Annotated in this window: 20 protein-coding genes, 1 tRNA gene, 1 pseudogene and 1 riboswitch; of the genes and pseudogenes, 14 read left to right on the top strand and 8 right to left on the bottom strand. The window is 63.6% G+C overall.

Annotation, left to right across the window (positions count from 1 at the left end; genetic code table 11):
• Positions 1–5: 5 nt before the first annotated feature.
• The gene (locus tag GSQ90_RS05975; protein WP_158813855.1) at positions 6–1,238 is read right to left on the bottom strand and encodes an O-succinylhomoserine sulfhydrylase; all 1,233 of its coding nucleotides are present in this window, start codon (positions 1,236–1,238) and stop codon (positions 6–8) included.
• Between the two features lie 50 nt (positions 1,239–1,288).
• A riboswitch (SAM riboswitch) is annotated at positions 1,289–1,367 on the bottom strand.
• A gap of 87 nt (positions 1,368–1,454) precedes the next feature.
• Here GSQ90_RS05975 and GSQ90_RS05970 point away from each other — a divergent pair.
• From GSQ90_RS05970 to GSQ90_RS05935, 8 genes are all read left to right on the top strand, one after another.
• On the top strand, positions 1,455–2,648 hold the full coding sequence (locus GSQ90_RS05970) for a 2'-deoxycytidine 5'-triphosphate deaminase (RefSeq protein WP_256366585.1): 1,194 nt from the start codon (positions 1,455–1,457) through the stop codon (positions 2,646–2,648).
• A 416-nt stretch (positions 2,649–3,064) separates the two neighbouring features.
• A complete protein-coding gene (locus tag GSQ90_RS05965; RefSeq protein ID WP_158813854.1) occupies positions 3,065–3,313 on the top strand; it encodes a hypothetical protein in 249 nt (82 codons plus the stop codon).
• Between the two features lie 198 nt (positions 3,314–3,511).
• Positions 3,512–3,736: a hypothetical protein gene (locus GSQ90_RS05960; RefSeq protein WP_158813853.1), complete on the top strand. Its 225-nt coding sequence runs from the start codon at positions 3,512–3,514 to the stop codon at positions 3,734–3,736.
• Between the two features lie 336 nt (positions 3,737–4,072).
• Positions 4,073–4,146: transfer RNA gene (locus tag GSQ90_RS05955), tRNA-Gly, on the top strand.
• A 40-nt stretch (positions 4,147–4,186) separates the two neighbouring features.
• On the top strand, positions 4,187–4,741 hold the full coding sequence (locus GSQ90_RS05950) for a hypothetical protein (protein ID WP_158813852.1): 555 nt from the start codon (positions 4,187–4,189) through the stop codon (positions 4,739–4,741).
• A 358-nt stretch (positions 4,742–5,099) separates the two neighbouring features.
• Positions 5,100–7,322 carry a phosphoribosylformylglycinamidine synthase subunit PurL gene (gene purL / locus GSQ90_RS05945; protein WP_158813851.1) on the top strand — a complete coding sequence of 741 codons (2,223 nt, stop codon included), beginning with the start codon at positions 5,100–5,102 and terminating at the stop codon, positions 7,320–7,322.
• Positions 7,319–7,513, top strand: coding sequence for a hypothetical protein (locus GSQ90_RS05940; protein ID WP_158813850.1), 195 nt, complete (start codon positions 7,319–7,321; stop codon positions 7,511–7,513). The genes purL and GSQ90_RS05940 overlap by 4 nt, the downstream gene beginning before the upstream one ends.
• Before the next feature lie 3 nt (positions 7,514–7,516).
• The gene (locus GSQ90_RS05935; RefSeq protein WP_158813849.1) at positions 7,517–7,753 is read left to right on the top strand and encodes a BolA family protein; all 237 of its coding nucleotides are present in this window, start codon (positions 7,517–7,519) and stop codon (positions 7,751–7,753) included.
• Between the two features lie 9 nt (positions 7,754–7,762).
• Here GSQ90_RS05935 and GSQ90_RS05930 read toward each other — a convergent pair whose 3' ends face one another.
• Positions 7,763–8,257: a DUF3828 domain-containing protein gene (locus GSQ90_RS05930; protein ID WP_158813848.1), complete on the bottom strand. Its 495-nt coding sequence runs from the start codon at positions 8,255–8,257 to the stop codon at positions 7,763–7,765.
• 175 nt (positions 8,258–8,432) lie between these two features.
• On the opposite strand from GSQ90_RS05930, the gene grxD reads away from it, so the two are divergent.
• Entirely contained in the window at positions 8,433–8,774 is a 342-nt protein-coding gene (grxD, locus tag GSQ90_RS05925; RefSeq protein WP_158813847.1) for a Grx4 family monothiol glutaredoxin, read from the top strand.
• Between the two features lie 191 nt (positions 8,775–8,965).
• Here grxD and GSQ90_RS05920 read toward each other — a convergent pair whose 3' ends face one another.
• A complete protein-coding gene (locus GSQ90_RS05920; RefSeq protein ID WP_158813846.1) occupies positions 8,966–9,616 on the bottom strand; it encodes a TlpA disulfide reductase family protein in 651 nt (216 codons plus the stop codon).
• 22 nt (positions 9,617–9,638) lie between these two features.
• Between GSQ90_RS05920 and argH the strand changes: the two genes are divergently transcribed.
• The 3 genes and pseudogenes from argH (at position 9,639) to GSQ90_RS05910 (ending at position 12,101) form a co-directional block, all read left to right on the top strand.
• Positions 9,639–11,030, top strand: a complete 1,392-nt coding sequence (gene argH, locus GSQ90_RS05915) for an argininosuccinate lyase (protein ID WP_158813845.1) — start codon at positions 9,639–9,641, stop codon at positions 11,028–11,030.
• A gap of 204 nt (positions 11,031–11,234) precedes the next feature.
• Positions 11,235–11,660 (top strand): annotated as a pseudogene (locus tag GSQ90_RS32305) (hypothetical protein); the annotation flags it as partial.
• Between the two features lie 57 nt (positions 11,661–11,717).
• Complete coding sequence (locus tag GSQ90_RS05910) at positions 11,718–12,101, top strand: cupin domain-containing protein (protein WP_246731461.1); 384 nt, start codon at positions 11,718–11,720, stop codon at positions 12,099–12,101.
• 34 nt (positions 12,102–12,135) lie between these two features.
• On the opposite strand, the gene GSQ90_RS05905 is transcribed toward GSQ90_RS05910, so the two are convergent.
• Together GSQ90_RS05905 and GSQ90_RS05900 are read right to left on the bottom strand one after the other, a co-directional pair.
• Positions 12,136–15,483: an autotransporter domain-containing protein gene (locus tag GSQ90_RS05905; protein ID WP_158813844.1), complete on the bottom strand. Its 3,348-nt coding sequence runs from the start codon at positions 15,481–15,483 to the stop codon at positions 12,136–12,138.
• 166 nt (positions 15,484–15,649) lie between these two features.
• Positions 15,650–15,982, bottom strand: coding sequence for a hypothetical protein (locus GSQ90_RS05900; protein WP_158813843.1), 333 nt, complete (start codon positions 15,980–15,982; stop codon positions 15,650–15,652).
• Between GSQ90_RS05900 and GSQ90_RS05895 the strand changes: the two genes are divergently transcribed.
• Complete coding sequence (locus tag GSQ90_RS05895) at positions 15,982–16,887, top strand: alpha/beta fold hydrolase (protein ID WP_158813842.1); 906 nt, start codon at positions 15,982–15,984, stop codon at positions 16,885–16,887. The genes GSQ90_RS05900 and GSQ90_RS05895 overlap by 1 nt on opposite strands.
• A gap of 24 nt (positions 16,888–16,911) precedes the next feature.
• On the opposite strand, the gene GSQ90_RS05890 is transcribed toward GSQ90_RS05895, so the two are convergent.
• Together GSQ90_RS05890 and GSQ90_RS05885 are read right to left on the bottom strand one after the other, a co-directional pair.
• Positions 16,912–17,214, bottom strand: coding sequence for a hypothetical protein (locus GSQ90_RS05890; RefSeq protein WP_158813841.1), 303 nt, complete (start codon positions 17,212–17,214; stop codon positions 16,912–16,914).
• A 64-nt stretch (positions 17,215–17,278) separates the two neighbouring features.
• Positions 17,279–17,545 carry a hypothetical protein gene (locus GSQ90_RS05885; protein ID WP_158813840.1) on the bottom strand — a complete coding sequence of 89 codons (267 nt, stop codon included), beginning with the start codon at positions 17,543–17,545 and terminating at the stop codon, positions 17,279–17,281.
• Positions 17,546–17,785: 240 nt separating this feature from the next.
• Here GSQ90_RS05885 and GSQ90_RS05880 point away from each other — a divergent pair, with 240 nt between their 5' ends.
• Entirely contained in the window at positions 17,786–18,502 is a 717-nt protein-coding gene (locus tag GSQ90_RS05880; protein WP_158813839.1) for a DUF1013 domain-containing protein, read from the top strand.
• A 12-nt stretch (positions 18,503–18,514) separates the two neighbouring features.
• Here the strand turns inward: GSQ90_RS05880 and GSQ90_RS05875 are convergent.
• Positions 18,515–20,231: AMP-binding protein (locus GSQ90_RS05875; protein ID WP_158813838.1), on the bottom strand; the 1,717-nt coding region annotated here is incomplete at its 5' end.

Genomic DNA, 20,231 nt, shown 5'->3' with positions numbered 1-20,231 from the left:
CGGGCTCATTCGGCCGCGCGTCGCGCCCCCGCGCCAAGCACGCTGAGCGCGTGCCCGAGGTCTTCGATCAGATCGTCGACATCTTCGAGGCCGACGGAGAGCCGCACCATGCCTTCGCCAATGCCAAGATTGGCGCGCACTTCTGGCTTCAAGCGCTGATGCGTCGTCGTGGCGGGGTGGGTGAGCAGACTCTTGGCGTCGCCCAGATTGTTGGAAATGCCGACAATCGAAAGGGCGTTGGCCATTTTGAAAGCGGCCGCCTTACCGCCCTTCACGTCGAAGGTGACGAGCGTGCCGCCGCCCGACATCTGCCGTTTGACGAGCGCGGCTTGCGGGTGGTCTGGCCGGCCGGGATAAAGCACGCGCGAGACGCCGGGATGGTCGGCGAGATAATCGGCGATTTTCTCGGCCGAGCGCACTTGCGCGGCGACGCGCACCGGCAGCGTCTCCAACGATTTCAGCATCACCCAGGCGTTGAAGGGCGACAGGCAGGGGCCGGTCTGACGCAGGAAATTATGGATGTGTTCGTTGATGAACGCCTCGGAAGCGAGGATGACGCCGCCGAGGGTCCGACCCTGCCCGTCGATATGCTTGGTCGCGGAATAGACAACGCAATCGGCGCCAAGCTGCAACGGATGCTGCAGCAAGGGCGTGGCGAAGACATTGTCGACGACCAGCGTCGCGCCATGCCGATGCGCGATCGCGGCGACGCCGGCGATGTCGATGACCTCCAGCGTCGGATTAGTCGGGCTCTCCAGAAAGGTCGTCTTCGTATTCGGGCGCATCGCGGCGCGCCATTGCGCGAGATCGGCGCCGTCGACGAGCGTCGAGGCCACGCCAAAGCGCGGCAGCAATTCCTCGACCACATAAAGACACGAGCCGAACAAGGCCCTGGCCGCGACGATGTGATCGCCCGCCTTGAGCTGGCCCATCAAAGCGGCGGTCACCGCCGCCATGCCGCTCGCGGTGGCGCGCGCCGCCTCGGCGCCTTCCAGCAGCGCCATGCGGCGCTCGAACATCGCCACCGTCGGATTGGCGAAACGCGAATAGATGAACCCTGCCGAATCCTCGCCCTTGAAGCGCGCCTCGGCCTGCTCCATCGTGTCGTAGAGATAGCCTTGCGTCAGGAACAGAGCCTCGGACGTCTCCTCAAAACTCGAGCGCATCGACCCGCCATGCACGAGTTGCGTCGCGGGGCGCAGGGTTTTGGGGTCGCGTGTTTTCCGGGGCGTCGTCATAAAGCTCTCCTTGCGCAAATGCGCGCATCGGGGCGTTAGACAGGGCGATTTGGTGAAAAGCCCCGATCTTTTAGCCCCTTGTTTAGCGTGGCGGCAAGCCGACCGGCTCAAATGACCACGTATAGCCCCCATTTAGACCCGCGAGCGCCTTGGCGTCAATGCGACGAAGCGGTAACAAAGATGCGAACACAGACAGGACCCGCCTTGAGCGCCGAAATGACGATTGGACGCGATCCGCCTCCCCAGCTTTTTGACGACGCCGAAGTCGGCGCCGACGACAGCTATTTTACCGCGCCTTATGGAATGTTCGCCCGCCAGAAGATCAAGGCGATGGTGCGGCGCAAGCTGATTTTGGCCAAGCGCGCAATCGAAGAAGATCAGTTTCAGCCCGCCAGCCTCGATTTGCGCCTCGGCAAGGAAGCCTTTCGCGTTCGCGCCAGTTTCCTGCCCGGGCGGGGCCGCACCGTCATGGAGCAGCTCGACAGCCTCAATCCGGAGCGGGTGTCGCTAGCCGGCGATGGCGCGGTTCTCGAAAAAGGCATTGTCTATATCGCGCCGCTCGCCGAGCGCCTCGAACTGCCGCCAAGCCTTTCGGGCGCGGCGAACCCGAAGAGTTCGACCGGCAGGCTCGACATATTCACGCGGCTGATCGTCGATCGCAGCGAGGCTTTCGATGACGTTCCGCTTGGCTATGACGGGCCGCTATACGCCGAGATTTCGCCGCGCAGTTTCAGCGTTCGCGTGCGGGAGGGCTCGAAACTCAACCAGATCCGCTTCCGCAATCGCAATTCCAAACACAAGGGCCTTGTCGATTTCGCATTGACCGACGAGGACATCAAGGCGCGACACGCGCAGATCGCGCTCGTCGATGGCGCGCTCGATCTGCGCGACGGCCTGATCCTGCGCGTCGGCCTGGGCGGGTCGCCGGGCCAGATCGTCGGCTACCGCGCGCAGAAGAATGGCGATGTCATCGACGTCGACCGTCCGGGCGCCTATGCCGCCGAAGAATTCTGGGAGCCGATTCGCGCGCGCGCCGACGGGCGGCTGGTTCTCGATCCAGAGCAATTTTACATCCTCGCCTCGCGCGAGAAGATGCAAATCCCGGCAGATCTCGCCGCCGAAATGGCGCCGATCGATCCTGCGATCGGCGAGTTTCGCGTTCACTACGCCGGCTTTTTCGACCCAGGCTTTGGCCACGGACCCGACGGGCGCCCAAGCGCCCGCGCCGTGCTGGAGGTGCGCAGCCGCGACGTGCCCTTCCTGCTCGAAGACGGCCAGCCAGTCGGCCGCCTCGTCTACGAAAAACTCGCCGACAAAGCCGACGAACTCTATGGCGCAACCGCCGTGTCGAACTATCAGGGCCAGGGCCTGAAGCTTTCCAAGCACTTCCGGGCCTTCGGCGCGGCGTGAAGGCCGCCTTGCGCGCATAAGCGGCGCCAGTGAAGAGGTTTTTCGAACCCGCCGCTTTGCCGCCCGCGCATCTCACAATCAACTCATTGCTGGGATAGCAGGAGCCTTTCGTTCAGAGCGAAAGGCTGAGCCCCGCATGAGAAAGAATCTCATCGAAGGCGCGCTCGCCACGCTCGCCGTTGCGGGCATCGTGTTCATCATCCTCATGTTCGCCTGAACCGCCGGGCGCGCACGGCCGCCGTCACGAAGCGCATTGGGAAATGAACGAGAAATCAAGGATGTGCTGATCGTCGAAGCCTGTAGGACGAAGAATCATAGGACCGAATTCACGCCGATTTGAACGGCTGCAGTGCAACCGGGGAACCTGGGATCATTTTAAGCGTTTTTGACTCGGGCTAGGTCAAAAGGAGAGTGAAATGACAAACTTTCCCGACAGAGATATGCGGCAGCCCGACTATGATTATTCGGGCTCTTTTCCCGGCAATTCGCCCATGATGATTATCGGCGTCGTTGTCGTCGTGCTCATTTTGGGAGGGCTCTGGTATAATTTCAGCAGCTCGTCCGGCGTTCGTCCTCAGCCGAATCAAGGCGCCATCCAGCAGATGACTCAACCGGCCGCGCCGACGACATCGCCGGCAATCCCCGCGCCAACGCCGAAGCCATAAGAAGCTCGGAGCCCGCTTGGATCGAAAGCGGACTCTTTCGCGAGGCCATGAATTCGATTGGGGACAGAGGGCGACGCGCCGAGGCTCGCGGCGCGCCGCTTTCCTGTTCAATCTGCCGGGCGATTCGATTGCGAAACGCGCATAGGCGCAACCGAACGCTGCGCCGCCGCGTTCTAGGCGGAGTCAGAGGAGAAATCCATGAACGCCAATGACCACTTCACCGTCAGCATCAGCAGCCTCAACAGCGGCTTGAATGACGACCGTCAATCCTTGTCGGGGCATACCCTGACCGTCACCCCTGACGGAAGGCTATCGATCGACGGCGAGAAAGGGCGGCGCACGCTCGCCCCAGGAGAATGGGACGACTTTGAGTTGAAGATGCTGCCCACATTGGACAAGTCATCCCTCGCCGATATCGGATGAACGGGCCTAACGGCGGCGTCAGTCGAAAGATTGAAGCCGCTCGATTCCGTCAAGATCGCCTCTGCAGAGCGATGCGCAAGCGCGCCCTCACGCGCTGCGCGGAAATTCAGAGCGGTCTGTTGATCGAACGCCAATGCATATCAACCTCGCACGAACGTACGCGGTTCGCGGCAGGCGCCAAGCGCGTCAACGGCTCAGAGGCTCCCCTCCGATGGCGAAGAGGGCTTGAACCCCGCGCTGCCCTCTCCTATGGTCGATCATGTCGCGAGCGTTGACGCGGCGTGAAGACCGAAAAGAGACTTCTGAGAGCCGAGACCACCATAAGTCTTTGATATCGCGGGCGTAGTTCAATGGTAGAACGGAAGCTTCCCAAGCTTCATACGAGGGTTCGATTCCCTTCGCCCGCTCCAAACCTCCCGATCAAGGCGTGACGCCAGCGAGACCGCCAGAATGAGCTTTCTTTTGCGGTCCTGCTTGGTTCTCTGGGCTGTGGGCATCGCCGCGCCCGCTATGGCCGCCGGCAAAGCCGTAACCTTGTGCAAGCCCGACGAACTCGTTGTGTTTTCCTGCAGCGCTGGCGTGCGCTACGCCTCCGTCTGCGCTTCCAAGGGCGTTTCGAAGAGCCAGGGGACGATGCAATATCGCTTCGGCTCGCCCGCCAAGCTGGAGCTCGTCTATCCCGCGGCGCCGGGCAAGCCCGCCGAGGATTTCAAGGGCGGATCGCTGATGTTCTCGGGCGGCGGCGGCGCTTTCCTGCGCTTCTCGAACGGACCGTATGAATATACGGTCTTCAGCGCCACCGGAAAATGGGGGCCAAACGAAAGCCCGCTCGATGAAGAAGGCGTCGCCATTCGAAAGGATGCGAAAGAATTCTCCAATTTCGTGTGCCGCAATTTCGATCCCGCCGTCGGCGAACTCGGGCCGGACTTTCTCGACAAAATGGGCATGTCGCCGGCGGACCCCGACTCCGACTTCTCGATTCCGGACGCGTACTTCAAGAAGTAGAAGCGCCCGCTAGAAATGCGTCATAAGCTGGACGCAGCCCGACTGATCGATTCCTGAAAGGCATTGGATGATGATTGCACGCCCCCTCCCTTCCCGCCCGGCCCGGCGCGAGAGAAGGCTGGTTCTTTTGCCTATCGCCATCGCTTTGGCGCTCTTCACGTCCGGCTGCGACAAATGCGGCGATTATTTCTGGCAGAACGGCTCAAAATCCTGCCATGACGAGTCGCAGATCAAATGACGCCGCGGCTCACGCATTCGCCCGGATGAGCGCCGCTCCAGTCCGCCGCGTCGCCGCCCATTGCGTTAAATCGATCGCGCGGCTATCGGGGGCGTGGAAAGCGACGAAGGATTGCACAGCTTGAGCGCGGCCGAACCTGAAATCACCGACGCGCTTGTCGCGAGCCATGGACTCAAGCCCGACGAATATGCGCGCTTTGTCGCGCTGCTTGGACGCACGCCGAGCTTCACCGAACTTGGCATCGTATCGGCGATGTGGAACGAGCATTGCTCCTATAAATCCTCGCGCATCCACTTGCGCAAGCTGCCGACTTCCGCGCCCTGGGTGATCCAGGGGCCCGGCGAAAACGCCGGCGTCATCGATATCGGCGATGGCCTCGCCTGCGTCTTCAAGATGGAAAGCCATAACCATCCCTCGTTCATCGAGCCCTATCAGGGCGCGGGCACCGGGGTTGGCGGCATTTTGCGCGACGTGTTCACGATGGGCGCGCGCCCCGTCGCCTGTCTCAATTTCCTGCGCTTTGGCGCGCCCGATCATCCCAAGACTCGTCACCTCGTCGCCGGCGTCGTCGCCGGCATCGGCGGCTATGGCAATTCATTCGGCGTGCCGACGGTGGGCGGCTCGGTCGGCTTCCACAAGCGTTATGACGGCAATATTCTCGTCAATGCGATGGCGGTCGGCATCGCGCGCGCCGACGAGATTTTCTACGCCAAGGCGACCGGGGTCGGAAACCCGATCGTCTATCTCGGCTCCAAGACGGGGCGCGACGGCATCCATGGCGCCACCATGGCGTCGGCCGCCTTCGAGGCGGACGCCGAGGAGAAACGCCCGACCGTGCAGGTCGGCGATCCCTTCGCCGAAAAACTGCTGCTGGAAGCCTGCCTCGAGTTGATGGCGTCGGGCGCCGTCATCGCCATTCAGGACATGGGCGCGGCGGGGCTGACCTCCTCGGCGGTCGAAATGGGCGCCAAGGGCGATCTCGGAATCGAACTCGACCTTGACGCCGTTCCCTGCCGCGAGACCGGCATGACCGCGTACGAAATGATGCTGTCGGAAAGCCAGGAACGGATGCTGATGGTTCTGCATCCGGAAAAGGCCGCCATCGCCGAAGCGATCTTCCGCAAATGGGGGCTCGATTTCGCGGCGATCGGCAAGACGACGGATGATTTGCGTTTTGTCGTGAAGCGTCACGGCAAGGTCATGGCCGATCTGCCAATCAAGGAGCTCGGCGACCAGGCGCCCGCCTATGACCGCCCGTGGATCGCGACGCCCAAGCAACCGATCCTTTCGGCTCCCGACATCGCTCCGCCCATGTCCAATCACGACGCGCTGCTGAAGCTTGTCGCCTCGCCCGACCTTTGCTCCAAGCGCTGGGTCTATGAGCAATATGATTCGCTCATTCTCGGCAATACGATCGAGGGCCCCGGCGGCGACGCGGCTGTCGTGCGGCTCGGCGATGGCCCCAAGGGGCTTGCGCTCACCACGGATGCGACGCCGCGCTATTGCGAAGCCGATCCCGTCGAAGGCGGCAAGCAGGCCGTCGCGGAGGCCTGGCGCAATCTGATCGCGGTCGGCGCGCGGCCGCTCGCATTGACCGACAATCTGAATTTCGGCAACCCGGAAAAGCCGGAGGCGATGGGCCAGTTCGTCGGCTGCCTCGCTGGCATCGGCGAAGCGGCGCGGGCGCTCGATTTCCCCATCGTCTCAGGCAATGTGTCGCTCTACAACGAGACGATGGGCGCCGGCATATTGCCGACGCCCGCGATCGGCGGCGTCGGCCTCGTCGACGATGTGGCGAAAGCGGCGACGATCGCTTTCAAGAGCGCGGGCGAAGCCGTCCTGCTGGTCGGCGGCGCCGGAACCTGGCTCGGACGATCCGCCTATCTCGAGACGATCTGCGGGCGCGAAGAAGGGGCTCCGCCGCCGGTCGATCTCGTCGCCGAGCGCCGCAACGGCCAGTTCGTTTTCGCCCTCATTCGCGCCGGCAGGCTTACCGCGGTTCACGATATTTCCGACGGCGGCCTTGCGGTCGCTTTGGCCGAAATGGCTGTGGCGGGACGCCTCGGCGCCCATATAGACGCCGGCGCCCCCGACGGCGCCGGGCATGACTTCCTGTTCGGCGAGGATCAAGGCCGCTATGTCGTCGCCGCGCAGGCCGCACAAGCGGCCGCCATCGTCGACGAGGCCAAGGCGGCGGGCGTCGCCGTCCAGCGCCTGGGAACGACGGGGGGCGACGCGTTGACCCTGCCGGGCGAGGCGCCCATACTCCTGGCGGATTTGGCGACGGCGTTTGAATCCTGGCTCCCGGCCTTCATGGCGGGGCCGCAACGGGAGATCGCATGATACAACTCGTCGCGTTGAAGGCGCTCGCCGGCCTCAATTACGTGCGCGTCGACCAGGTGATTGCGATCAGCGCCACCGATCCAACCAAATGCATCGTCATCATGACGGGCGGGATTAGTGTCCCGTGTTCGGAACCAGCCAAGGACGTCATCGCCAAGCTTGAGGCGGCGTCCTCGGGGAAACAGGAATAGACCATGGCGATGCCTGCGGCCGAAATCGAACGCCTGATCCTTGCGGCCTTTCCCGACGCGCGCGTCGAGATCAAAGATCTGGCGGGCGACGGCGATCATTATTCGGCGACCGTGGTTTCTTCCGCCTTTCGCGGCAAGAGCCGGGTGCAGCAGCACCAGATGGTCTATGGCGCGCTGAAAGGTCAGATGGGCGGCGCGCTGCATGCATTGGCGCTGCAGACGGCCGCCGCGCCGGAATAGGTCGCGCGCCTATTTTGCCGCGGCCTCGTGATTCATGATCTCACGCAAATCCCATTTGTCTTCGCCGTTGTCCCCCCGAATGTCGTCAAGCTTCCAGGCGGCGCCCTCGCGCATGAAGACATAGCGAACCACATTGCGCGCTTTTGCGCCTTCGCTATCGAAGCTCGCCGCGACGATCGTCCTGGCCGCGTCGGCGCTCTCGACATCGACCGAAAGGTTGCGAACGCTGGGGTCTTGCGAATTGGTGACGGGATCGAAATCGAGGATCGGTTCATTCAGCTTCTTCGAGCGCAGATCCATCGCCTTTTGCGCGGCGAGCAGCGATTTGGTGAAATGCTTGCGCACCTGCTTGTCGTCGAAGGCCGTAGGCGTCTGGTAGTCGCCCTTCGGGCCGGCCGCGATATGGTAAATCTCAACAACCACATCCCTCGGGCTCGGCTCCTCAGCCAGCGCCGGCGACGCAAGCGCCGCCAGGGCGGCCACAACCAGAATCAGACGTTTCATGGGTTTCTCGCCTTGCGTGCGGGATCGCGTCACCATTGACCATAGAAGCTTACGGTCTTCCCGGGCAGGCGTCCTGGCGGATTTTGGCGGGCCAAGACTGGCACAGACAGCGCCGGCGTTCTATATGGGGTTTTGGAGCGGGGCCTTGACCCCCGCGTCAAGAGGTTGAGCGCCCATGGCCAATGTTCACGATCAGATCACGCAGGAAATCACGCAGAACCCGGTTGTCCTGTTCATGAAGGGCACGCCGGAATTCCCGCAATGCGGTTTCTCGGGCCAGGTGGTGCAGATTCTCGACTATCTCGGCGCCCCCTTCAAGGGCGTCAATGTGCTCGCCGACGCGGAACTGCGCCAGGGCATCAAGGAATTCGCCAATTGGCCGACGATCCCGCAGCTCTATGTGAAGGGCGAATTTGTCGGCGGCTGCGACATCGTGCGCGAAATGTTCCAGTCCGGCGAACTCGCCGCGCATCTGTCCGACGCGGGCGTCGAACTCAAGCAGACGGCGAAAGCCTAAACCCCTTCTCCCGAGAATCGGGAGAAGGTGGCCCGACGTAGTCGGGTCGGATGAGGGCGGCGAAGCTGGGTGCGGCGGATCAACGCGGCCTTGCGCGCCGAGAGGCCCTCATCCCAAGGCGAACTTCGTTCGTCCGCAGGCGCTGCGCGCCACCTTCTCCCGCCGAAGGCGGGAGAAGGAACCTGCGATCCCTATTTCCCCACCATCGCCGTCACGACCTTCGTCGCGTCGTCGGAATCCCATGGCGCGGGGCCGGCCATCACGGCGAGTTCGCAGCCGTCGGGGCCGATCAGCAGCGACGTCGGCAGGCCGAGCGCCTTGCCCGCGACTTTCAGCGCCTCGAACGAATCGGCGCTGGAATCGGCATAGCGGTTCAGGCTTTTGACGCCGGCCTCGGTCAGGAACGCCTTCGGCCGATCAAGGCGGCTCGTGTCGATATTGACCGCGACGACCTCGAAATCGGCGCCGCCGAGCTTGGCCTGCAGCCGGTCGAGCGCGGGCATTTCGGCGCGGCAGGGCACGCACCAGGTCGCCCAAAGATTAAGCAGGACGTTGCGGCCCTTAAAGTCGGCGAGCGTCAGCTTCTTTCCGTCCGCGTCCTTGAAGGAAATATCGACGGCCGGCCCAGGATTCTTGTTGACGTTCAAAGCGGCGACCTGGCCCTGGGCGAGCGGCGCTAGGCGCGCCGCCACGGCTTTGGCCGCCGGACAGGCGGCGGCCTCGTCCTTGCCGGCGCCCGCTCCCTTCCCGTATAGGACGGCGGCTCCCAGCGCGACGGCAAGCGCGGCGACAATGATCACGCTCGGCAGGCGTTTGCGCGGGGCGGGTTTTTGATCGGTCATTCAGGCATCCAAGAGGCGGTTCATGAGCAATAAAATGTGGGGCGGGCGCTTCGCCGCCGGACCGTCCGACATTATGGAGGAGATCAACGCCTCGATCGGCTTCGACCGCAAACTCGCCTCGCAGGACATCGCGGGCTCGAAAGCCCATGTCGCCATGCTCGCCCATGCCGGCATTGTCTCCAGCGCCGACGCCGACGCCATAACCAAGGGTTTAGACGAGGTCGGCGCCGAAATCGAGGCCGGCTCTTTCACGTTCTCGCGGGCGCTGGAGGACATTCATATGAATGTCGAGCAGCGGCTCGCCGATCTGATCGGCCCGGCCGCCGGGCGCCTGCACACCGCGCGCTCGCGCAACGATCAGGTGGCGCTCGATTTCAAACTCTGGGTGCGCGATACGATCGATGCGCTCGACGCGCAGCTCGCCGACCTGCAACAGGCTTTGGCGGAGAAGGCGCTCGCCCATGCCAGCGCGGTCATGCCCGGTTTCACCCATCTGCAATCGGCCCAGCCGGTGACCTTCGGCCATCACCTGCTCGCTTATGTCGAGATGATCTCGAGGGATCGTGGGCGGCTGAGAGACGCGCGCAAACGCCTCAACGAGAGCCCGCTCGGCGCCGCCGCGCTCGCCGGCACCAGCTTTCCGATCGACCGGGACATGACGGCTAAGGCGCTCGGCTTCGACCGGCCGACCGCCAATTCGCTCGACAGCGTCGCCGACCGCGATTTCGTGCTGGAGACCCTCGGCGCGGCGGCAATCTGCGCGACGCATCTGTCGCGCTTCGCCGAAGAGATCGTGCTGTGGACGACGCCGCAATTTGGCTTCATCAAGCTTTCGGACGCCTTTTCGACGGGCTCCTCGATCATGCCGCAAAAACGCAATCCGGACGCGGCCGAACTGGTGCGCGGCAAAACGGGCCGGGTGGTCGGCGCGCTGGTCGCCTTGTTCAGCGTGATGAAAGGCCTGCCGCTCGCCTATTCCAAGGACATGCAGGAAGACAAGGAAGGCGCCTTCGACGCGCTGCAGACTTTGTCGCTGACGATCGCCGCGACGGCGGGCATGGTTCGCGACATGGCTCCCGATCTCAAGCGCATGAAGGCCTCCGCCGGCGCCGGCTATTCCACCGCGACCGATCTTGCCGACTGGCTGGTGCGGAGCCTCAAAATGCCATTCCGCGACGCCCATCATGTGACGGGCCGCATCGTCGCCGCCGCATCGGCGCGCGCCATCGCGCTGGAAAAACTGTCGCTCGCCGAAATGCAGGCGATCGAGCCGCGCATCGGCGCCGAAGTGTTCGGCGTGCTCGGCGTCGTGCGCTCGGTCAACAGCCGCACGAGCTACGGCGGCACGGCGCCGGCCAATGTGCGCCGGCAGGCGCGCCGGTGGATCGCCAAGCTAAAAGCGCCGGCGAAATAGGCGCTGGCGGCCGGCCGCCTCCAATCTGATTCAGCAATTTTCATTCTGACGTCCCTTACCTGATGGCTGGGCTTGTCCCAGCCATGATGGAGGAAGGTCGTTGCGTCGCCAAAATGAGAATCGCTGTTCTCCCATGAGACGACTTTTCGACTCCCCGCCTTTCAGGTTATTTCTAAGGAATCGATCCGTCGGGGGAGATGACGAATGACCGCCACATCGTGCAAATCAGTCTCCGTCAGCTATCACGATCTGCTTTTCGCCTTCGAATCCGCGAACTCCAGCGCCCCGGGTGAAAACCAGTCTTACATCTGCAAGAATACGGGTAAGTTTTATTTCGTCTCCGTCCATCTCGACGATGACGACGATGTTCCCGAGGACATCGAAACTTCCGACCAATATCTCTCCCTGCCAAGCAAGAGGGAGCTGGATCTCGGGCGGGAATTGGTATTTTCTTTCGTCCTCGAATATCTGCCCGACGAGTGGGAAAACATCCGGGATATTTTTCACAGAAAGGGCGCTTATAGCCGGTTCAGGGATATGCTGAGCCGTCGCGGCATGCTCGATAAGTGGCACGCCTTCGAAGCAAGCGCCGTCGAAAAGGCCTTGCGCGAATGGGCCGAGGACAACGGAATTCAATTTGGCGACGCGGCGAAAAGCCCGCCGCTCGACCGGCCTGCGGTTTGCACCGTGTTGCGCGCGGGCGCTCCGTTCGTCGGCAAGCAGGGCTTTTCCTATGCGCCCGCGGTTTCCGCTGAGACGGTGGGCGCCGCCGCCATTCACATGCAATTGCTCACCATCCCGCCGGGCGGCCGCGCCAAGGCGCATAAGCACGAAGCGCATGAGACGGCGATCTATGTGCTCAGCGGCGAAGGCGGGATGTATTATGGCGAGCGGCTCGAGCATCATCTCGTTTCGGGCCCCGGCGACTTTGTCTACATCCCCGCCAATGTGCCGCACCTGCCCTACAATAGGAGCCAGACCGAGCCCTGCCTCGCGGTGATTTCGCGCACCGATCCGAATGAGCAGGAAAGCGTCGTGCTGCTACCGGAGCTTGACGCGATTCACGCGTGAGAGAGCATCGAGCGATCAACCGGTCGGGCTGAATTCACCAGATGGCGCCCAGCGCGCCTCGCCCGCCATAGCTCCTGGTGTTGTTGGAGAAATCGCCCTCGAAATTGGCGCGGACAAATAACCCGTTCGCCCATTTCATCTCCATCCCGGCGCTCACCAGCACTGAATTGGGCGAGGGCGTCGCGCCATTGACCACGAAGCTCGCGCCCGGCAGCGACTGCAATGTCGCAGTGGCTGATACATTCGGGTTGAAATCATGCGCCCAGGCTAGTCGTGCGCCAAGCGTCAGCACTGATTCGGACAAGTCGAAAGACTTGTCGAACCGTGCGCCGAGTTCAGTGCGGGCGTCCGTCACCGTTTGACTGGCGTAATTGAGCGCGAAACCATTGTCGCCCGACAGCGCGCTTTCGCTATAGGCGGGCAGCAACAGGCTCGTCGCCTGCAAGGCGCCATAGGGCGCGAAGCCGAGCACAGGCGCCGGGATGCGATCGCCGATTTCGGCCCGCGCCTCGAATGTGTTGACGTTGAACTTCGCCTGCAATGCGCCGCCCGTTCCGACCGTCACCGTCCGGTTGGTGGTGACGTCCTGCCAGCCGTAGGCCGCCGCCGCGCCGATATAGGCGGAGCCAAAATTGTGGATGCCGTAAAGACCAGCCTGCAGGAGGTCGGAATTGCCTCCGCCGAGGCCGTTCGAGATTCCGAAACCGGTGCCGCCGCCGCCGAACCCGAAGCCCACCACGGTGTCCGGCGCAAGCTGGTAATCCGCGCCCACCACGATTCCATAGGCGTGGCTGGCGGTCGTGCTGGAGCCGGCGCCGCTATTGCCGCTCGTCGTGCTCGATCCGCCATAGGCCTGCGACCAGACACTCCAGGCAGGCGTCGCGACCGCCGCCGCCCGCTGGTCGACCGACGTCAGCGCCGCCAGGGCGCCCGGCGCCGATTGACCCGGCGTCGGCGCATCATAAAACAGCGCCCCGCCCTGAGTGGCGCGCGCGCCGACCAGTCCATAATCGCCAACGCCGCCGCCGTTGAAGAACATGTCGATGAAACTATTCATCGCGCTGAAGGTCGCGCCCTGGACTCCCGTCGCCGCTTGGCCGGAAATTTGCGTCAACCCGCCGGGCGAGAGCGTGCCGAACGCCGTCGGGATGGCGCCGGTCGCATTGAAATAGCCGCTCAAGGCGTGGGCGACATTCTGCTGGTTGGCGTTGAGCGGACCGGATTGGCCGTAATTCAGTCCGATAATATCGAGGTAGGCATGGGTTGCGTCATAGCTCAGCGCCGCGGTCAGGTCCGGCAGGCCGGCGACCTGCGGATTGAAAGTTCCAAACACGCCGCCCGCGGCGCTCAGGATCGTATATTGCTGTTTGGCGATGGAGCCGCCGGAATAGAGCGCAGCGACCGTAGCCCCATGCGGCGCCGCGCTGCCGGACACATTGGCGAAAGATGCTATGGACGGGTTGAGGTTGACGACATAGATCGATCCTGGACTGAGACCGAGCGCGCCGCCCACATTGATCGAGGAGCCGGGCGCGCCGGAGCCCGGCTGGAAAACGCCGCCCTCCAGCACCTCAATTTTGCTAAGCGCGCCGACGCCCGACAATGCGCCACCGCCATCGACCCACGTCAAGAACGATTGCGTGAGCGAACCGTTCACCACAAGCATTCCGCCCTCGATCGTGGTCGAGCCAGTATAAGTGTTGACGCCGCCCAGAGTCTCGGTTCCGGCCGTCAGTGTGAGACCGCCGCTGCCGCCGATGATTCCGTTGAACGCGGTTGATGCGTTCGACAGCGTCAGAGTCCGGCTCCCAAGCGTGACCGCACCGGTGGAATCGCCCCCCAGCGTTGTGATCCATGCGCCGTAATTCGTACCGGAAATGTCGAACGTCCCGGCTAAGGATACGTTCACGCCGCTCGACGCCGCGATGCTGCCGGGACCCACGAGCGCCAGCTTGCCGCCGTTGATCGTGGTCGCGCCGGTATAAGTGTTAGCGCCGCTCAAGGTCGCCGAGCCGCCGCTAGCGATCGAGACGCCGCCGACGCCCGATATGATCCCGGCCAAGCCTAGGGGCACGGAGTTGGAGCCGATAACCAGAGGCGCGGCGTTCGTCGTCGGAATGTTGACGTCCGTCACGAAATTGGGGGTGTAGCCGACGGTCTGCCCCGCCAGATTTTCCAGCACCGAATTCTGCAGGAAAAAGCCGATCCCGACGATGTTGTCGGTGCTGTTGTTGTTCAGCGTCAGGCTATAGGGCGAGACGTACGGATACGAGCCAGTTGGAAACACCGTGACCGTAGACGGCGAAGCGCCGGCGTCGGCCCCCGCGATCGTCAGGGTCGTCTGCCCACTCCCCGAACCGCCTCCATGCGATCCCGGAGTGGCGCCTTCATCGCCCAGACTATAGGACGGCGTTCCCGTGTCCAGAAGACTGGGTCGGTTTCGCCACGATAGGGCGTTGGCTCCGCTCGTCGAATAATTGAGATTGACGCCATATTCCCAAGAGCTCGGAGCGCCGGAATTTGGAAATTGAGTCGGGGCGTTCTGATTCGGCGGCGCGGTCCAAGCGAGCGTGTTCACCGATTTGAACTGCGCCAATAGAGCAGGCGTCAAGCCAAGCATCACGCAGGGGCTGCAAGCGGTGACATTCTGGCCGACCTGCGGTCCATTCACCGATGCGCCGGGATTGGCGGTCGTCCCGGTCTGCAGCTCTGTCAACGGTTGACCATTCGCCGCGACGACATATCCCGCGCTTGCTCCGGGCACCACCGCTTGACCGAGCACGCTGCCAAATGCGGCCGTGCTGGTATTGGCGGTGACGCCGGCGACGCCAGGGGCGGTTCCCGTCTTGTATTGTGCGAAATCGCCGGCCCCGAATATCCCGTAGATTCCCCCAAACACCCCGGGTATCGTCTGGAGCGGCGTCACGCTGCCGATGGGGAGGCCATTACGACTGTACACGGCATTGATGATGAAGGCTGATTGCGCGCCGGCCGGCGTGATCGCATTCAACGTGACGGCGGGGAAACCCGTGGGCGTCGAGGAAGTCGAATAGAACGTGAGCGACGGCGCCCCCACGAGATTGCCGGTAAAAGTGTTCCCGCTGGTGTAGGAATAGGATACGCCCGTCGGCAGCCCGTTCGGAAATAAATTCGTGGGCAACGACATATTCGACGGGACAGAGCCAAACGCGCTGGCGGAATAAGCGGCGTTGAAAAGCGACGATCCCGTATCGAACAAGTAGGATCTTGGCCCCGCGCCGCCAATGCCGACATTGACGATCAGACGAACACCATCGGCGCTTTGCGCCAATTGCAAGGGAATATCGACCGATTGCGCCATCGCGCCGGGCGCGACTGCGACGCCGAGCGCAAACCCCAGCATTGCGGACCGCACAAACGCGCGCCAGGCAATGCCCCCCAACTCGACTCGCATCGACGCTTTAACCCCAGCTTGCAGGCCGCTCGTCGCAGATCCCGTCAGCAAATTGTGGCACGAAAAATTGGCGGGCGCGATAGCTCGTGCGGGCGAGCGCGCCTTTGAAGCTCCCCTACCCCGCCCGATGCGTCCAAGCGACCTCGGCCTCGTCGACATCATCGCCGGCGCCCGCGGCGCGCAGCGCATTCAAAGCCATGCGGCGATAGCGGCCGCGCTCCTCGGTGCGCTTCTGGCGCGCGGTCAGAAGCGCCGGCTCTTTCACCAAAAAGATCAGCGGCGGCCCGACGGCGGCCATGACGATCGTCGCGCCATCATACGAGACATCGACCCAGCCGCCGACCGCCTTTATCCGCGTCTCGATCATCATCGCCTCTTTGGGTTGGCTCGATTTGGGGGATAAAGTGGCGCCGATAACCGGCGAAAACAAATGGGATATGGAACCCAATGCCCGACGCCATCTTCACCATCCGTCACATCCACGCCGGCGCCCTCGACATCGCCTATGAGGAGCACGGATCTGCGCAGGGCGACCCGGTCGTTCTGCTGCACGGCTTCCCCTATGATCCCCGCTGTTTCGACGAGATGGCGCCGATGCTCGCGGCGCGCGGCTGTCGCGTGATCGTCCCCTATCTGCGCGGCTATGGGCCGACGCGATTCCTGTCGGCGGAGGCCGTGCGCTCGGGACAGCAAGCGGCGCTCGCGCACGACTTGCGCGCGCTTATGGATGCGCTGTCGATTCCGTGCGCAGGGCTGATGGGCTATGACTGGGGCGGGCGCGCCGCCTGCATCGTCGCGGCGCTTTGGCCGGAGCGAGTGCGCGCGCTCGTGACAGGCGCGGGCTATAACATCCAGGATATTGCCGCATCCGTTAAGCCGCTCGCGCCCGAAACCGAGCACCGGTTCTGGTATCAATATTATTTCCACAGCGCGCGCGGCCGAGCGGGATTGGAGGCCAACCGGGGCGAACTCGGCAAGCTGTTGTGGCGGTTGTGGTCGCCTTCATGGCGCTTCGACGAGGCGACCTATGCGCGCAGCGCCGCCTCCTTCGACAATCCCGATTTCGTGGAGATCGTCATCCACTCCTATCGCCACCGCTTCGGCTATGCGCCGGGCGATCCGGCGCTGGAGGAGATCGAGCGCGCGCTCGCGCGCCAGTCGGCGATCGCGGCGCCGACAATCGCCTTATGGGGCGCAGACGACGGGGTCGATCCGCCGCCAGCCGTGGACCAGGATGCGCGCCATTTCTCTGGTCGCTACGAACGCCGCATTCTCGCGGGGATCGGTCATAATATCCCGCAGGAAGCTCCGCATGCGACAGTCGCCGCCTTGCTCGAGCTGATGGACGCGTGACGGCGCGCCCGCGGCTCCCTCGACCTAAAACGCGCAGCCGATATCGGTCATTTGCGGTTTCACGCTGGCCAGGATCTGGGTGCAAATGGCTTCCGCCTGGGGCCTGGTGGCGGGGTCTTTGCCCATCTGGGTGACGGTCTGGCGCGTCGAATCCATCGGCGACAGCGCGGCGGCCTGCTTGTCCGCTGGAACCTTATCCTTAATGCAGGCCTCATATTTGGCGAAAAAATCATCGCAAGCGGGAACACCCGTCGAATCGCCGGCGCGCGCCACGCCGCCAAGCGCGACGACGAGCGCCGCCGTCGCGGCGAAAACCTGGATTTTCATGACGCCTCCCTCCCCCAACCCGACAGGGCGTTTCGAAACAATTGCGCGCCGTGCGATCCGCGCCTTATTGCGGCGCCGGCGAACCGGGTTGCGGCGGCGCTGCCGGCTCGACCGGATGCGCCAATTGCTCGCGCCGCTTCCTCTCCTGTTCCTTCCTGAGGTGATGGCCGGCGATGCATCCGCCGACCGCCCCGATAATCGCGTGGTGCCCGGCATAATGGCCCGCGACGCCTCCGGCGACCGCCCCGGTAAAGCAGCCGATCGCATTAGCCGGAGACGTCGACAGCACGCCAACGGCGGCGACGGCGAAGAGCGCAGCTTTAATTTTCATGGCCTATCCCTCTCGACAAAGAATGTGCGGTTCGAAACTAGCATGGCCGGGCGACAGCAATATCGCAAGCCCGAACCCGCTTTCGATGAACGCCGGCGCCCCCAGCCATATCCGAATTGCTTTCTCCGGTCCGCTCTTCTATATATCTGACCAATCCCGCATTTTTAGAGAGATTTGAGGCTTGACCTCGACCGGGCGCCGGCCGGGAAAGCGCGTCTCAAGCGACAGGAGCTCAAAAATATGTCCGAAGCGCCGCTCATGCCAAAAGCGACAGCCGTCTGGCTGCTCGACAATACGTCGCTGACCTTCGAGCAGATCGCCGATTTCTGCAAACTGCATCCCCTTGAAGTCAAAGGCATCGCGGATGGCGAAGTGGCGACCGGCATCAAGGGACACGATCCCATCGCCTCGAGCCAGCTCACGCGCGAGGAAATCGCCGCCGGCGAGAAGAACCGCGACCACCGTCTGGCGCTCGCCGTCGCCAAGGTGCGGCTGCCCGAGTTCAAGAAGCAGCGCGGCGCCCGCTATACCCCCTTGTCGCGCCGGCAGGATCGACCCAACGCCATTCTGTGGCTGTTGCGCAATCACGGCGAATTGAAGGATGCGCAGATCATGCGCCTCGTTGGCACAACCAAGTCGACGCTCGACGCGATTCGCGACCGGCACCATTGGAATTCAGCCAATCTGCAGCCGATGGACCCGGTGACCCTGGGCCTTTGCTCGCAGATCGACCTTGATTTTGAAGTCAACCGCGCGGCCAAGGAACGGCCGAAGGTCGAGGAAGATCGCGGCCAGACCCTGGTGCCCGCCGAGGTGACGACCGCCAAGCCGCTGTCCTCGCCAACCAGCCAGGCCGAAGTCTTCGGCTCCACGGCCGCCAAGCCGAAGACGCAGGAAGAAAAGATCGACGTCGATTCGGTCTTCGGCAAGCTCAAGGAGCTCAAGAACGCGGGCTGACGCCTCACGCTGTCACATTCCCCTCGCCTTCAGCGCGGCGGCGATTTCGTCGAGCGCGCTCGCGTCATCGATCGTCGCCGGGATGGTCCAAGCGTCGCCATCGGCGATTTTCTTGATCGTCCCGCGCAGGATTTTGCCTGAGCGCGTCTTGGGCAGGCGATTGACCGCAATCGCGATCTTGAACGCCGCGACGGGACCGATTTTCTCGCGCACGAGGGCGACGATCTCCTGTTCGATGACGCCGGACGCGCGCGCCGCGCCCGCCTTGAGAACGATGAAGCCGCACGGCTGCTCGCCCTTGATCGCGTCCCGGATGCCCAGAACCGCGCATTCCGCGACATCCGGGTGGGACGCCAGCACCTCTTCCATGCCGCCGGTCGACAGCCGGTGGCCCGCGACATTGATAATGTCGTCGGTACGCCCCAGAATCGTCAGATAGCCGTCCGCGTCCTTGAAGCCCGCATCCGAAGTTTTGTAATAGCCGGGAAATTCGGCGAGATAGGATTCGACCATCCGCGCGTCCTGCCCGTAGAGCGTCGGCAAAGCGCCGGGCGGCAGCGGCAGTTTGATGACGATCGAGCCCATCGTCCCGGCGGCCACAGGTTTAGCCGCATCGTCGACGATTTCGATGGCGTAGCCGGGCATCGGCACAGTCGGCGAGCCGCGCTTGATCGGCAGCAGGCCAAGCCCGACCGGATTGGCGACGATCGGCCAGCCCGTCTCCGTCTGCCACCAATGATCGACGACGGGCACGCCGAGCATGCGCTCGGCCCACGCGACCGTGTCGGGATCGGCGCGCTCGCCCGCCAGGAACAGCGCGCGCAGCGATTTTGTCGAATACTTCTTGAAGAAGGCGCCGTCCGGGTCTTCGCGCCGCACCGCGCGAAAGGCCGTCGGGGCCGTGAAGAACGCCGCGACTTGATAGTCCTCGATGACCCGCCAGAAAGCGCCCGCGTCCGGCGTGCCTATCGGCTTGCCTTCATAGAGCACGCTTGTGCAGCCATGCAGCAGCGGCGCGTAGACGATGTAGGAATGGCCGACCACCCAGCCGATGTCGGAGGCTGTCCAGAACGTCTCGCCAGGCTTCACGCCATAGAGATTGTCCATCGACCATTTGAGCGCGACCATATGGCCGCCATTGTCGCGCACCACCCCTTTGGGCACGCCGGTCGTGCCGGAGGTGTAGAGGATGTAGAGCGGATCGGTCGCGGCGAGTTCGACGCAAGGCGCGCGTTTTCCTGTGGCCTTCGCGTCGCCTAGCGTTCGCGCCCAGTCATGATCGCGGCCCGCTTTCAGGGTCGCGGCGCTCTGCGGGCGCTGGAAGACGATGCAGGCCTCCGGCTTGTGCTGGGCGAGATCGATCGCCCCGTCGAGCAACGGCTTGTAGGGCACGATGCGCCCCGGCTCGATCCCGCAGGACGCGGTCAGGATCAGCTTGGGACGCGCATCGTCGATACGAGTCGCCAGCTCCTTGGCGGCAAAACCGCCGAACACCACGGAATGCACGGCGCCGATGCGCGCGCAGGCGAGCATCGCCACAACGGCCTCCGGGATCATCGGCATGTAGACGATGACCCGGTCCCCCTTCGCCACGCCGAAATCGCCCAGCACGGCGGCAAGCGTCGCGACTTCGTCAAGCAAATGGGAATAGCTGATGCGCTTTTTGGCGCCGGCGACGGGGCTGTCGTAGAGGATCGCGATCTGGTCGCCGCGCCCGGCCGCCACGTGG

It is taken from the genome of Methylocapsa sp. S129, assembly GCF_009765995.1.
Lineage (GTDB): Bacteria > Pseudomonadota > Alphaproteobacteria > Rhizobiales > Beijerinckiaceae > Roseiarcus.
Note: the sequence above shows the minus strand (reverse complement) of the source record. Positions and strands in the feature narration are given on the sequence as shown.

What these genes read in the sequence shown, in the direction of transcription:
- GSQ90_RS05885 (WP_158813840.1), bottom strand. Translation starts at nt 17,545, where the DNA reads ATGAAAATTAAAGCTGCGCTCTTCGCCGTCGCCGCCGTTGGCGTGCTG.
- GSQ90_RS05965 (WP_158813854.1), top strand. Translation starts at nt 3,065, where the DNA reads ATGACAAACTTTCCCGACAGAGATATGCGGCAGCCCGACTATGATTAT.
- GSQ90_RS05940 (WP_158813850.1), top strand. Translation starts at nt 7,319, where the DNA reads ATGATACAACTCGTCGCGTTGAAGGCGCTCGCCGGCCTCAATTACGTG.
- GSQ90_RS05880 (WP_158813839.1), top strand. Translation starts at nt 17,786, where the DNA reads ATGTCCGAAGCGCCGCTCATGCCAAAAGCGACAGCCGTCTGGCTGCTC.
- GSQ90_RS05930 (WP_158813848.1), bottom strand. Translation starts at nt 8,257, where the DNA reads ATGAAACGTCTGATTCTGGTTGTGGCCGCCCTGGCGGCGCTTGCGTCG.
- GSQ90_RS05935 (WP_158813849.1), top strand. Translation starts at nt 7,517, where the DNA reads ATGGCGATGCCTGCGGCCGAAATCGAACGCCTGATCCTTGCGGCCTTT.
- GSQ90_RS05895 (WP_158813842.1), top strand. Translation starts at nt 15,982, where the DNA reads ATGCCCGACGCCATCTTCACCATCCGTCACATCCACGCCGGCGCCCTC.
- GSQ90_RS05960 (WP_158813853.1), top strand. Translation starts at nt 3,512, where the DNA reads ATGAACGCCAATGACCACTTCACCGTCAGCATCAGCAGCCTCAACAGC.
- GSQ90_RS05920 (WP_158813846.1), bottom strand. Translation starts at nt 9,616, where the DNA reads ATGACCGATCAAAAACCCGCCCCGCGCAAACGCCTGCCGAGCGTGATC.
- GSQ90_RS05890 (WP_158813841.1), bottom strand. Translation starts at nt 17,214, where the DNA reads ATGAAAATCCAGGTTTTCGCCGCGACGGCGGCGCTCGTCGTCGCGCTT.
- GSQ90_RS05950 (WP_158813852.1), top strand. Translation starts at nt 4,187, where the DNA reads ATGAGCTTTCTTTTGCGGTCCTGCTTGGTTCTCTGGGCTGTGGGCATC.
- GSQ90_RS05905 (WP_158813844.1), bottom strand. Translation starts at nt 15,483, where the DNA reads ATGCTGGGGTTTGCGCTCGGCGTCGCAGTCGCGCCCGGCGCGATGGCG.
- argH (WP_158813845.1), top strand. Translation starts at nt 9,639, where the DNA reads ATGAGCAATAAAATGTGGGGCGGGCGCTTCGCCGCCGGACCGTCCGAC.
- GSQ90_RS05970 (WP_256366585.1), top strand. Translation starts at nt 1,455, where the DNA reads ATGACGATTGGACGCGATCCGCCTCCCCAGCTTTTTGACGACGCCGAA.
- grxD (WP_158813847.1), top strand. Translation starts at nt 8,433, where the DNA reads ATGGCCAATGTTCACGATCAGATCACGCAGGAAATCACGCAGAACCCG.
- GSQ90_RS05975 (WP_158813855.1), bottom strand. Translation starts at nt 1,238, where the DNA reads ATGACGACGCCCCGGAAAACACGCGACCCCAAAACCCTGCGCCCCGCG.